Raw genomic sequence first — 12,244 nt, forward strand, 5'->3', positions numbered from 1 at the left:
ATCCGATCCTCAGGCCGCGACGGCCGCCGGTTGGTTGACGCGCTGCTGCTCGGCGAGGCGCGTCACGAACTCGTCCACGAACACCTGCATGTTCGCGGTGACGTTCTTGTTGCGGATCAGCAGGTAGTTGTAGCCGAACAGTGCCGGGATCGCGACGAACAGGCCGGCCACCGTCGCGAGCAGCGCCGCGGCGATGCCGGGTGCGATAGCGTTGACGTTGACGTCGCCCGCCGCGGCGATCGCCGCGAACGTGATCATCACACCGACCACGGTGCCGAGCAGGCCGAGGAAGGGGCCGCCGGAGATCGCGATGGTGAGCAGCACCATCGACCGCGACAGCGCCTGGTTCTCGCGGACCAGCACCGAATCCATGGTGGCGCGAATCGCCTCGATGGATTCCGACGCGATGTGGTCATGGCCGTCCTCGTCGCGACGGTTCCACACTTCGGCGGCACCCACCTTGTAAAGGCGATAGAGCGAGGCATCCTGCAACCGCGATGCGGTGGCATCGCGCGACAGCGCGAGGATGTTACGGCCCTGCTGGCGGAAGGCGTCGAGGAAATCCTCGTTGGCGCGGGTCACCTTGTTGACGTAAGCCGCACGCTGCCACATCACCACCCAGGAGATCGCCGCCATGACGAGCAGGATGCCGATCACCACCCAGGCATCGGCGGTCACCGATTTCACGATGATGCCGAAGTAGCCGAAGCCCACGCCCGACTGCTTCTCGTCGGCGCCGTAAGCGAGCAACTTCGACTCGGCACCCTGGGTCTGCGCATCGACCGCGATGGCGACGGCGGGACGGGCGATCCGCGAGAGGCGCACTTCATCCATCAGTCCGGCGAACGGCACGAAGGACTCCGCCTGGCCCGCGGTGTCACCGCCGAGGGTTGCCTGGCTGGTCATCGCGGGGAGCTTCGTTTCCAGCTTCGCGTAAGGCTTGCCGTCCACGTACAGCTCGACGTCGTTGCCCGTGGCGGTCACGGCGACATGCGTCCACGCGGCGGTCTTGAGCACTTCGCCCGCGGCACTCGTGGCGTCGTTCACCTGGACGAAGGGCACGCCATTGTCGAGCCCGACCAGCAGCTTCTGCTCGCCCTGGCGGCGTGCATAGATCAGGCTGCGGCCAGCGGCCTGTGCATCGGGCTTGATCCAGGCGCTGAACGTGAAGCTGCCGCCCTCGGCAACGTTCATCGAGACACTGCCCGGCAGGGTGACGACCTTCGAACCGTCGAAACGCGCGGCCTTGCCGATGATGCCGTCGGCGGTGAGGATGTCGTTGCCCACGGCATTGTTCGCGTAGGCGGTGGCATCCTGCGGCGGCGTACCCGCGGCATCCTCGAAGTGGTAGACGGCGGCGTAATCGGCGTCGAACACCGCGCCGGCCTTCTCGGCGCCCTGGGCCTTCGGATTGCCGTAGTACATCCAGATCTGTTGCTGGCTGTCCGCGCCGAGCTGCGGCACGTCCACCCAGACCAGGGCCACGCCCAGCACCGGATCGAAACTCTCGACCTGGTAGTTCAGCGGGGTCTTGTCGTCGGCCGCGATGAAACGCACGTCGGCGCCGGTCTCGGACACACCGTCGAAAGTGAAGTTACCCGAGTGCAGGCGCACCAGCAGCGGCGTACGGCCGGCAGTGGTCGTCACGTTGCCGCCCTTGGCGGTCGTGTCGATGGTGATCGCCTTGCGGAAGGCGAAGTCCTGGTTCCACCAGGACGCATCGGCGTAAGCGGCCGGCACCCAGCCGAGAAGGAGCAAGCAGGTCAGGAACAAGAGTCGAGTCACGGTGATACCCCTGGATGTCTGTGGTCCGACCTGCCGGTCAGAGATCCGCTTTGAGTGAGAAATGGATGCGAGTGTCGTGCGCGCGGGTCGCCTGCCCGTCCTTGAACGGATAGGCGATCTCGAACGCACCGGTGGCGATGTTGAATATCTGGAAGCGTGTGCCGAGGCCGGCGCTGGAAAGGTCGTAGCTGGTCACACGCGTGCTGCCGGCCGCCGGGTTGGCAGGGTCGACGAGACTGGGCAGCGCGTTCATCAGCACGAGGTGCGCCGCATCGACGAAGGCGTGGAAGCGCCAGTCGTTCACCCATGCGCCGAGGTGCGCGGCGATCGACGGCGTGCGCAGTTCGACGGAACCGGTGACGCCGTGGTCGGCGGTCTGCTCAGCTTCCAGGTAACCGCGTACGCTGCTCTGCCCACCCGCCGCGTACTGCTCGCTGGATATCAGCGACGAATTCGACAGCTGCATGCCGAGACGGCCGGCAAGCGCGAAACCGTTGGCGAAATTCCGCGTGTGCCCACCGTCGAACTTCATGTAGAAGAAATTGGCCCGCGCCTTGTAGCGCTGGTTGTCGAACTCCGCCGCGTTGCTGCCACCGGCGCGGAAACCGAGGGTGCCGCCGATCGCGACGGTGCTGATCGAGGTCTCGCCGATCGACTGGCCCTGGTACGTGACGTTGAGCGGGATGTACGTGATCGGTGCCTTCGAGGTCTGGCCTGCGAGGCTGATGTTCTGGTCGAAGTGCTTGCGGGTGAGGCCCATCGACAGCGACTGCGAGTATTCGCCGTGCGTCGGCAACGTGCGAATGAAACTGAAGCCCACCGCGTTGCCCTTGCCCAGCACGGTCGTGCCACCGACGGCATTGGCATTGCTGTTGGACTTGTAGCCCGAGGCCAGCACGCTCCAGTCGCCACCGAGCGGAACCAGATAGGAGCCGGCCCATACCTCGGCCGCGTTGCGGTCCTGCGGCGCGACGATATAGGTCAGCGACGCGGCGTGCCCTTCCTGGAACAGGTTGTCGTCACGCACGCTGGCGACGGTACGCAGCTCCGGCGTGTTGACGCTGTGGTCGTTGTTCACCTCAAGGCTGGCGTGCCACGGCGAGCTGTCGGTGACCTTGAGGGTCACGTCCATCGTCTGCGGCAGCTTGCCGGGCGTGAGCACGGGCACCACCTGGCTTCCGCCGCGACGGTTGACGTCGGTGAGCTGCTGCTGGGCCTGGGTGAAGTTCGGCACCTCGCCCTCGCGCAAGGCAGGCACGGCGTCGCGGATGTCCTTGGGCGAACGATAGGTCGCGCCTTCGACACGCACGCGGCCGATCGCGTTCTCGGTCACCTGGAAGCGAATCACGCCGCCCTTCACCTGCTGGGGCGGGAGGTCGACCACGACCGACTGGTAACCGTGGGCCTGGTAAGCCTTCTGCAAGGCATCCCGCGCGGCGCCGACGTCGTTCATCGACTTGCCGGGGCCCAGGAACGGATAGACCGCCGTCTCGATGTCCAACGGCTGTAGCGTGGTGTTGCCGTCGACGACGTATTCGTTGACGTCGAACGAGGTGGGCGCATCCTGGGCGCCCGCGTCCATCGCCAATCCCAGCGAGATGGCCAGTGCGAACGCATTGGCGCGCCAAGGGCTCGCGATACGCATCATGCGTTCACCCGTACTGCTCGTGTAGCCACGCGGACTTTCCCCTGATGTTCCCGTTTGCCCACAAGACGCGTGGGCTGTCGTGGCACTGAACCGCTGTCACGAAAAATTCATGAGCCGGCGATGCCGGCCCGTGAACGTGCTCAGCTCAGCAACACCCAACCGCCGGGAAGGTGCGTCGCATGCGCGCCGTAGGCGTCCTGGATGAGCGTGGCCACGTCGGCCATCTGGTCGAGCGTGAAGCGCGCATGCACGCGCCGCTCGCCGAGCGCATGGTCGGTGATGACGATGCGGCCAGGACGATAGCGATTGATGTCCGCGACGACATCGGCCAATGGCTGGTTGTCGTAGATCAGCACGCGCTGGCGCCAGGCCAGCGCGGTGTCCGGATTCACGGCGACGGCGGGTGCGAGGCCGCGCTCGTCGAAGGCCACTTGCTGGGCCGGCTTCACTTCGGTCCTCGCCGCGCCCAGCGTGAGCACCGCATGCCCGTCGAGGCACGTCACCGCCGCTTCGCGGTCGATGCAGCGCACGGCGAACGACGTGCCCGGCGCGGAGGTCAGCGTCGCATCCGCCAGCTCGACGATGAAAGGCGACGTGCGCGAAGCGTCGACGCGGACCACGGCCTCGCCACTGCGCAGGCGCATGCCCGTGACGGCCTTGCCACTGCCGCGCAGCCCGATATCGGTTGCCGTGTTCATTTCCACCGTGACGCCCTGCACTATCTCGACGCTGCGCTGCTCGCCGACCGCCGTGCGCAGCCGCGAGCCATCCGCCGCGCCGGGCATGAGGTCCGTGCCGTAGCGCCCGATCAGCACGGCGGCGACCGATGCGCTGACCGCCGTGGCGAGGAACATCCGGCGGCTCATGCGCACGCCATGGCGAGGCGCCGGTGGCTGGCCTCGATCCATGCGCTCCGCACGTTGCGCGATGGCGGGCCCCAGGTCTTCCCACATGCGCCGCGTGCGGGCGAAGGCGGCCGCATGCTGCTCGTTCGCGAGGCACCAGCGCCTGAACGCCTCGCCGTCTTCACGCGTGGCCGTTCCGGACGTCAGGTGGACGAGCCAGGCCCGGGCCTGGCGCTCGCTTTCATGGATGCTGGTCGTTCCCATATCGCTCAAGACGGATCTCCGGCGCCCGGACCGAACCGTTGAACGGACTTGCGTCCCACTTTTGTGGCACAGGTCTCAAGTGCCTTCTTCAATTCCTTGCCCACCATGCGCACCGAGATGCCATGGCGGGCCGCGATGTCCGCCTGCGGCTGCTCGTCGACCCGTGCCGCGATGAGGATCTCGCGCTGGCGGCGTGTGAGCATGTCCAGCGCCTCGCCGAGGGCGGCGAGGTCCTGCCGCGAGGCGAGCACGGTCGGTGGGTCGAGTGAATCGTCCACGCCGTGTATCAGCTCGTCGACCTCCTCGCCCGTCAGCAGGCGGCTGGAGGAACGGTGGTGATCGGCGGCCATGTTCAGCGCCATGCGGAACAGGTAACCGGTGGGATGCGTCGCGCGCTCCACGTTGGGATCGAGCCGCTCCACGCGCAGGTAGGTTTCCTGGAGCACGTCGTCGACCAGGTCGTCGGAGCGCAGGCGGCGGCGCAGACGGCGGCGGAAGTCCTCGTAGTTGTCGAGGAACAGCCCTAGCAGCGAGGTCTCCATGCTCAGCCCTCCCTCGAACGATGGGACCGGCACGCGTCGTCGACGCGCACCGAGGGTGTCAGCAAGACCGTCACGGGGCTGGATCGATGGACATCCGCCGGCAGGCGCAATGAACGAAGGGTGGCGAGCACCCGGTCGTCACGTCGCGGATCGTCGGAAGCGGCCAAGGCCGCCACGTCGGTCACGCTACCGTCATTGCCGATCCACACCTGCACGGCCAGCCGGAACCCGCCGGGCCGCGTGTCCTCGTGTTCACACAGGGCGCGCTCCACCGACACTTGCACGGCACGTGCGGCGCGTTCGTCGAGCATGTCGCCAACGGGGGCGGCATCGAAACGTGGTGCGACACCGTCGTCGGTCGGCACTTGGCTGGATGCGGTGACGGTGAAGGCGTTCATCGAGGAAAAGTGCGCCCCGAGTTCCGTGCCCACGAGCAGGATACGCAACGCGTCGCGCGGCGCGGCCATGCCGTGGAGACCCTGCGATTGCTTGCCCGCGACGAGGCCGTCGTCGAACAGCACGGCGATACCCGTGGTCTCGCTGAAAGCGCGTAACGCGGTGGCGAGCGCTTGAGCGTCGATGTCGAACCGCGTGGGCGCATGCGTTCCTTCCGACCCCTGTGGCTGTCCCGCGTTGGTGCGCACCTGCGACGCCGACCATGGCGACGCAAGCAGGGCCATGCACGCGACAAGCGCGAGGACGCTGCGTGTCACGGTCATTCCTCACGCATGAGCGGACGGGACGGGAACTCGTCTTCGGGTGAAGGCTAGGCGCGCCAAATGACACAACGACGCTATTTCAGTGACAGGATTAATGACCGTCGCGTGACACCGTCCGATTCGCCTACCGGTGCAACCGGTTACGTGCTATCTGGTGCGGACGGCCAGACGGAGGGAATTATCATGCGTATTCGGCAAGTACTCGCCATGGGCCTCGCCGTCGCGGCGACTTGCGCGATGGCGCAATCGGTCGTGGACCTGCCGGGCGTGCACGCCGCGGCGAACGCCGGCTGCGTGGAGCCTGCCGCCACGGCGTCGACGGGACTTTCCTATGCCTGCCTGAACCGCCTGATGGCGGCGGACACCGTGCCGGCAAGCACACCCGTCATCGATGCCGGGGTGGACCGACGGCCCACCAACACGCTGGGCCTCTACAACGCCGCCGGCCTGCAACATCGCATGGGACCGAACCTGGGCGTGTCGGTGCAGCCATACCGGCCGAAGCTCACCTATCCCGCGCCGCTGGTCGGCCCGGCACGTTAGCCGGGCCGAGGGGTCGTCTCAGGGCTTGCCCAGCGGCAGGACCGTGGCGGGTTCGCCACTGCCCAGCTTGGCATCGGCGCGCACGGGACGCAGCGATTCGAACTTCCGCTGGTACTCGTCCGTCACCTGCTTGGCTTCCTCACCGTTGCTGATGACGCGCGGCGTGATCAGCACGATCAGTTCGGTGCGATCGCGGCCACGGGTGGTGGACCCGAACAAGCGGCCGAAAATGGGTATGCGGTTCAGGCCCGGAATGCCGGTGTCGGTCACGCCTTCCTGCTGCTTGATGAGGCCGCCGAGCAACACGGTCTGCCCGCTCTGCACCGCCACCTGGGTGGCGACCTCGCGCTGCTGGATCGGGAAGTTGCCCGTGGTGGCGTCCTTCTGGCCCGGCGCGCTCACCACCTGGTTGATGTTCATGTACACCAGGCCGCCGGGATTCACGCGCGGACGCACGTTGAGGATCACGCCGGTGTCCTTGTATTCCACCTGGCCGATCGTGTTGTCCGTGTTGGCGCTGGTGTTGACGAAGGTCTGCGTGATGGGAATCTGGTCGCCGACCTGGATGTGCGCCTTCTGGTTGTTGAGTACCACCAGCGACGGAGCCGACAAGGTCTTCGTGTTGCCGCTGGTTTCCATCGCACGCAACGCAACCGCGAGGTTGTTGTTGACGAACGAGTAGAAGAAGCTGTCCGTGTTGGGATTGTAGACGTTGCCGCCATTACCCAGTGCCCACTGCTGCTTGTTGCCCGGCTGTCCTACGGAACCATTGGTGCCACCGACCAATCCTTCCAGGTACCACTGCACGCCGAACTGGAAATCACCGGTCAAGGCGACTTCGAGGATGCGGGTCTCGATCTGCACCTGCAGCGGCACGGCATCCAGGCGCTTGATCGCCTGCTCGATCTCCGTCCACTGCGACGGCCGGCAACGCACCATCAATTGGTTGTTCGCATCCACCGAGGTGATGCGCACACCTTCGTCCGTCGTGACCGGCCCGTTGCGCTGGCGACGCGACGAGGTGTCGTCGTCACCGAACCCGCTGCCGGCGAAGCCACCGCCCGAGCCGAACGAGGAACCGCCACTCATGCCGGAGGACGAGCCGTTGAGGCCGCTGTTGTTGTTCGTGGTGTTGAGCAGGCCTGAATTCGACGACGAGCTGTTGCCGAAGCCACCCGTCGTGCTGCCGAGGCCCGAACCGCCACGATTGCCGAGGTCGCTGTCGCCGCCGAGGGTGCCGGAACTGAGGCCCGGCCCGACCTTGCCGCCGCGATCGCTCGAACCGCCACCGCTGGAGCCGCCGCCATAGATATCCGAGAGGTAATCGGCGAGATCGGCGGCCTGCACATTGCGCACGTCGTACACATAAAGCTGTGGCTCGTTGCCGCCGCCCCGATCGATGCGATCGATCCAGCTCCTCACCTCGTCCAGGTACACGGGCTGGGGGCTGATCACCACGAGGGAATTGGTACGTTCGATGGGAATGAAGCGAAGCATGCCCGCCATGGGCGTGTTGCCCTTCTCGCCGAACAGCTTGTCGAGCGTCGGCGTGAGGTCCTTCACTTCCGCGCGTTGCAGGCTGAACACACCCACCGACATGCCACGCAGCCAGTCGACGTCGAAGGTCTGCACGGTGCGCTGGTAGTTCTCCAGTTCGCTCGGCGTGCCGGCCATCACCAGCACGTTGCGCGTGGGGTCGGCCAGCAAGGTGGCGTCCGGGCGCGCGAACGGCTTGATCAGTTTCTGCATCTCGGTGGCCGAGATGAAGCGCAAGGGAAACAGGCGCGCCTGCAGGCCGCCCGGCGGCGCGGTCGCGCCCATGCTCGGCACGAGGTTGCCCGCCACGGCATCCTTCGCGGGCATGACCACGTAGCGGTCGCCGCTTCGGACCAGGGCATTGCCCGTCCAGGACAACAGCGTCTCCAGGATCGGCAAGGCCTGCTCACTCGACACCGGCTGCGAGGTGGAGAAGGAGACGTTGCCCTGCACGCCCGGCACGATCGAATAGTTCTCGTGCAGCAGGTCGCCGAGGATGGCCTTCACCACCGACTCGACCGGCTGGTTCTCGAAATTGAAGGTCACCGTGCCCGCACCCGCCGTCACCGGCTTCGGCTTGGGCAAGCCCACGGCCTTCACGAATTCCCCCGTGCCCGTGGTGATGTCGGGCTGCGTGGCCGCCGGAACGGGAGGATTGGCGGTGCCTACCGACAACGGCTTGGGTACCGGCTTCTCCGTGCCGGCCAGCGCTTCCCGCTGGAGCGATCCATCGTCGCGCGGTTGCGGCAGCGTCGAGCATCCGGCAAGCGCTACCGCCAGCGCCGTGGCGCCGATCAGGGAACTTCTCAGCATGAAACAACGTACTCCCTCGTTGGACACGGCACGATACACCGACGCCTGGTGTGCTGCCGATCCGACAACTCTAAAGGGAGGGTTCCTACAGCGCCAGCACCCGGCGGCGGGCCTGCGTCACAGGTCCGCGCCGTCGGCGTCCGCCGAAGGTCGCTCCGGCCCGGCGAGGGCCGGATGGCCCTTCAGTCCGTCATTCCACCCATTCGGCGTGGAAGCTGCCTTTCTCATCCAGGCGTTCGAAGGTGTGCGCCCCGAAATAGTCGCGCTGCGCCTGAATCAGGTTGGCCGGAAGCGTCTCCGCCCGATAACTGTCGTAGTAGGCGATGGCCGCGGAGAAGCCGGGCACCGGCACACCCACGCGCACCGCCTCGCCCACGACCTCGCGCAAGGCCGCCTGGTACTCCTGGGCGATGTCGCGGAAGTACGGATCGAGCAGGAGGTTCTTCACCGCGCCGTCCGCCCGGTAGGCATCGGTGATCTTCTGCAGGAAGCGGGCGCGGATGATGCAGCCGGCACGGAAGATCTTCGCGATCGCGCCGTAGTCGAGGTTCCATTGGTTCTCGTCCGAGGCCGCGCGCAGTTGGGCGAAACCCTGGGCGTAGGAGATGATCTTGCTCATGTACAGGGCGCGCCGCACCGACTCGACGAAGGCCTTGCGATCGCCGTTGAACGCCTCGGCTTTCGGGCCGGCCAACCGCTTGCTGGCTTCGACCCGCTCGTCCTTCATGGACGACAGGACGCGGGCGAACACCGACTCGGTGATCAGGGTGAGCGGGACGCCGAGGTCGAGCGCGCTCTGGCTGGTCCACTTGCCCGTGCCTTTCTGCGCGGCACGGTCGAGGATCACGTCCACCAGCATCTTGCCGCTCTTGTCGTCCTTCCTGCGGAAGATCTTCGAGGTGATCTCGATGAGGAAACTGTCGAGTTCCCCTTCGTTCCATTCACGGTAGACGTCGGCCAGTTCCTCGTTCGACAGGCCCACGACATGCTTCAGCACGGCATAGCTTTCCGCGATGAGCTGCATGTCGCCGTACTCGATGCCGTTGTGCACCATTTTCACGTAGTGACCCGCCCCGCCCGGGCCGATATAAACCACGCACGGTTCGCCGTCGGGCGCCTTGGCCGCTATCTCGGTCAGGATGGGAGCGACCAGATCATAGGCATCGCGTGGGCCGCCGGGCATGATCGACGGACCCTTCAAGGCACCCTCCTCGCCACCCGAGACGCCCGTGCCGATGAAATGCAATCCGTCCTTGGCCAGTTCGTCGCCCCGGCGCACGGTGTCCTTGTAGTACGTGTTGCCGCCGTCGATGAGGATGTCGCCCTTGTCCAGCAAGGGGCGTAGTTGCTCGATCACGGCGTCGGTGCCCTTGCCCGCCTGCACCATGAGCAGGATGCGGCGCGGTTTTTCGAGCGAGTCGACGAAATCCTCCAGGGTGTAGCTGGGCACCAGCTTCTTTCCCTGGCTCTGGGCCATGACCTCGTCGGTCTTTTCCTTGCTCCGGTTGAAGATGGATACCGCATGGCCGCGGCTCTCGATGTTCCAGGCGAGGTTGCGGCCCATCACGGCCATGCCGATGACACCGATCTTCTGTTTGCTCACGTTGGCTTCTCCGGGCGCGCTGGGCTTCGAGGGACATGAGGATGAACGACTTCCGATCAAAGCCCCGTACACGGTGCCAATGCTTGCAAGAAACGGGTGTAGGGAATGAAGACCGGCCTGAAGGCCCGGCGGGATTGGACCAAAGGGCAACCACGGGCGGGCGCGGCGCTCGGCTATCATGGGCGGCGAACCGGCGGCGGGACCGTCCGGATGGAATCGATGACGCATGAACCAGGTGAAGTCGCACTCGCGCGACAAACGTGTCGCCTCCGCCCGTGAGGCACTGGCCGGTCTGGTCGCCGACGGACAGACCGTCGCCGTGGGCGGTTTCGGCCTCTGCGGTATTCCCGAACTCCTGATCGAGGCGCTGCGCGATTCCGGCGTCACCGGCCTCACCGCGGTCTCCAATAACGCCGGCATCGACGGCGTGGGCCTGGGCCTGCTGTTGCAGACCCGCCAGATCCGCAAGATGGTTTCGTCCTATGTCGGCGAGAACAAAGAGTTCGAGCGGCAGTTCCTGGCCGGCGAGCTCGAAGTGGAGTTCACCCCGCAGGGCACGCTCGCCGAGAAGCTGCGTGCCGGTGGCGCGGGCATCCCCGCCTTCTTCACCCGCACCGGCTACGGCACCCAGGTCGCCGAAGGCAAGGAAGTGCGCGAGTTCGACGGCAACATGTACGTGATGGAACGCTCGATCGTCGCCGACGTGGCGCTGGTCAAGGCGTGGAAGGCCGACCCGTCTGGCAACCTCGTCTATCGCAAGACCGCACGCAACTTCAATCCCATGGTCGCCACCGCCGGCAAGGTCTGCATCGCCGAAGTGGAGATCATGGTGGAAGTGGGCGAACTCGACCCGGACCAGGTCCACACGCCGGGCATCTATGTCGACCGCATCGTGCACAATCCCGCGCCGTCCAAGCGCATCGAACAGCGCACCGTGCGCGCCTGAAGGAGAAGACCATGGCCTGGACCCGTGAACAGATGGCGCAGCGCGCCGCCCTGGAACTCTCCGACGGCGATTACGTGAACCTCGGCATCGGCTTGCCCACGCTGGTGGCCAACCACCTGCCCGACGGCGTCGATGTCTGGCTGCAATCCGAAAATGGCCTGCTCGGCATCGGCCCCTTCCCCACCGAGGACGAGGTGGACGCCGACCTCATCAACGCCGGCAAGCAGACGGTGACCGCCCGCGCCGGCTCGTCGTTCTTCTCCAGCGCGGATTCGTTCGCGATGATTCGCGGCGGCCACGTGGATATCTCCATCCTCGGTGCCATGCAGGTGACCTGCGAGGGCGACATCGCCAACTGGATGGTGCCCGGCAAGATGGTCAAGGGCATGGGCGGCGCCATGGATCTCGTCGCCGGCGTGAAGCGCGTCGTCGTGGTGATGGAACACACCGCGAAAGACGGTTCGCCGAAGATCCTCACCGAATGCACCCTGCCGCTGACCGGCAAGGGCGTGGTCGACCGGATCATCACCGACCTGGCGGTGTTCGACGTGACGCCTGGCGGGCTGGAACTGATCGAGATGGCGCCCGGCGTGGACGAGGCGGCGATCAAGGCCGGCACGGGGTGTGGGTTCGTTTCGAAGCTCTGAGGGCATCGCCGACAAGTCGGCTCCCACAGAAGGCGAGAGCATCGCCGACAGGGTCGGCTCCCACCGGGCAATGCCAAGCTGGTGGGACTGGCCCAAGCTGGTGGGGCTGACCCACAGCTGATGGGGCTGACCCCACGAAGCTGGTGGGCTGGTCCGTATCGATGGGGACTGGCCTGGTACTTTGTGGGAGCCGACTTGTCGGCGATAGGCGTCCCCTACTTCCGAACACCCACACCACTTTCCAAACGCCACAAAGAAAGTCGCCCCGCAGGAGACGCCTCAGCATGGGCCTCGGGGGGGAGGTAGGCCAGATGCCGGTAATTAGCGTCGCTGCGAGGCGAGGGACCTACCGA

At 66.1% G+C, this 12,244-nt stretch carries 10 protein-coding genes; 3 read left to right on the plus strand and 7 right to left on the minus strand.

Translation table 11 applies throughout. The annotated features are described in order from the left end of the window. Nucleotides 1–9: 9 nt before the first annotated feature. The 5 genes from AB6730_RS06865 to AB6730_RS06885 form a co-directional block, all read right to left on the minus strand. On the minus strand, nucleotides 10–1,785 hold the full coding sequence (locus tag AB6730_RS06865) for a DUF2341 domain-containing protein (protein WP_371022916.1): 1,776 nt from the start codon (nucleotides 1,783–1,785) through the stop codon (nucleotides 10–12). Between the two features lie 37 nt (nucleotides 1,786–1,822). Next, the gene (locus AB6730_RS06870) at nucleotides 1,823–3,433 is read right to left on the minus strand and encodes a ShlB/FhaC/HecB family hemolysin secretion/activation protein (protein WP_371022917.1); all 1,611 of its coding nucleotides are present in this window, start codon (nucleotides 3,431–3,433) and stop codon (nucleotides 1,823–1,825) included. A 140-nt stretch (nucleotides 3,434–3,573) separates the two neighbouring features. Then, a complete protein-coding gene (locus tag AB6730_RS06875; protein ID WP_371023067.1) occupies nucleotides 3,574–4,542 on the minus strand; it encodes a FecR domain-containing protein in 969 nt (322 codons plus the stop codon). A gap of 5 nt (nucleotides 4,543–4,547) precedes the next feature. Then, nucleotides 4,548–5,084: an RNA polymerase sigma factor gene (locus AB6730_RS06880; protein WP_371022918.1), complete on the minus strand. Its 537-nt coding sequence runs from the start codon at nucleotides 5,082–5,084 to the stop codon at nucleotides 4,548–4,550. A gap of 2 nt (nucleotides 5,085–5,086) precedes the next feature. Beyond that, complete coding sequence (locus AB6730_RS06885; RefSeq protein ID WP_371022919.1) at nucleotides 5,087–5,797, minus strand: STN domain-containing protein; 711 nt, start codon at nucleotides 5,795–5,797, stop codon at nucleotides 5,087–5,089. A 189-nt stretch (nucleotides 5,798–5,986) separates the two neighbouring features. Between AB6730_RS06885 and AB6730_RS06890 the strand changes: the two genes are divergently transcribed. Further along, the gene (locus tag AB6730_RS06890) at nucleotides 5,987–6,346 is read left to right on the plus strand and encodes a hypothetical protein (RefSeq protein WP_371022920.1); all 360 of its coding nucleotides are present in this window, start codon (nucleotides 5,987–5,989) and stop codon (nucleotides 6,344–6,346) included. 18 nt (nucleotides 6,347–6,364) lie between these two features. Here the strand turns inward: AB6730_RS06890 and gspD are convergent, their stop codons facing one another. Together gspD and gndA are read right to left on the minus strand one after the other, a co-directional pair. Beyond that, nucleotides 6,365–8,695 carry a type II secretion system secretin GspD gene (gspD, locus tag AB6730_RS06895; RefSeq protein ID WP_371022921.1) on the minus strand — a complete coding sequence of 777 codons (2,331 nt, stop codon included), beginning with the start codon at nucleotides 8,693–8,695 and terminating at the stop codon, nucleotides 6,365–6,367. Nucleotides 8,696–8,885: 190 nt separating this feature from the next. Further along, a complete protein-coding gene (gene gndA / locus AB6730_RS06900) occupies nucleotides 8,886–10,298 on the minus strand; it encodes an NADP-dependent phosphogluconate dehydrogenase (RefSeq protein ID WP_371022922.1) in 1,413 nt (470 codons plus the stop codon). A 226-nt stretch (nucleotides 10,299–10,524) separates the two neighbouring features. Here gndA and AB6730_RS06905 point away from each other — a divergent pair, with 226 nt between their 5' ends. Both AB6730_RS06905 and AB6730_RS06910 read left to right on the plus strand, forming a co-directional pair. Continuing rightward, entirely contained in the window at nucleotides 10,525–11,244 is a 720-nt protein-coding gene (locus tag AB6730_RS06905; RefSeq protein ID WP_371022923.1) for a CoA transferase subunit A, read from the plus strand. 11 nt (nucleotides 11,245–11,255) lie between these two features. Continuing rightward, nucleotides 11,256–11,891, plus strand: a complete 636-nt coding sequence (locus AB6730_RS06910; protein WP_371022924.1) for a 3-oxoacid CoA-transferase subunit B — start codon at nucleotides 11,256–11,258, stop codon at nucleotides 11,889–11,891. Nucleotides 11,892–12,244 lie beyond the last annotated feature (353 nt).

The organism is Luteibacter sp. RCC_6_2, from assembly GCF_041360655.1.
GTDB lineage: Bacteria > Pseudomonadota > Gammaproteobacteria > Xanthomonadales > Rhodanobacteraceae > Luteibacter.

Bases quoted from the DNA above. Each gene is read 5' to 3' on its own strand.
- AB6730_RS06870 (WP_371022917.1), bottom strand. From the start codon at position 3,433: ATGATGCGTATCGCGAGCCCTTGGCGCGCCAATGCGTTCGCACTGGCC.
- AB6730_RS06875 (WP_371023067.1), bottom strand. From the start codon at position 4,542: ATGGGAACGACCAGCATCCATGAAAGCGAGCGCCAGGCCCGGGCCTGG.
- AB6730_RS06880 (WP_371022918.1), bottom strand. From the start codon at position 5,084: ATGGAGACCTCGCTGCTAGGGCTGTTCCTCGACAACTACGAGGACTTC.
- AB6730_RS06890 (WP_371022920.1), top strand. From the start codon at position 5,987: ATGCGTATTCGGCAAGTACTCGCCATGGGCCTCGCCGTCGCGGCGACT.
- gspD (WP_371022921.1), bottom strand. From the start codon at position 8,695: ATGCTGAGAAGTTCCCTGATCGGCGCCACGGCGCTGGCGGTAGCGCTT.
- AB6730_RS06905 (WP_371022923.1), top strand. From the start codon at position 10,525: ATGAACCAGGTGAAGTCGCACTCGCGCGACAAACGTGTCGCCTCCGCC.
- AB6730_RS06910 (WP_371022924.1), top strand. From the start codon at position 11,256: ATGGCCTGGACCCGTGAACAGATGGCGCAGCGCGCCGCCCTGGAACTC.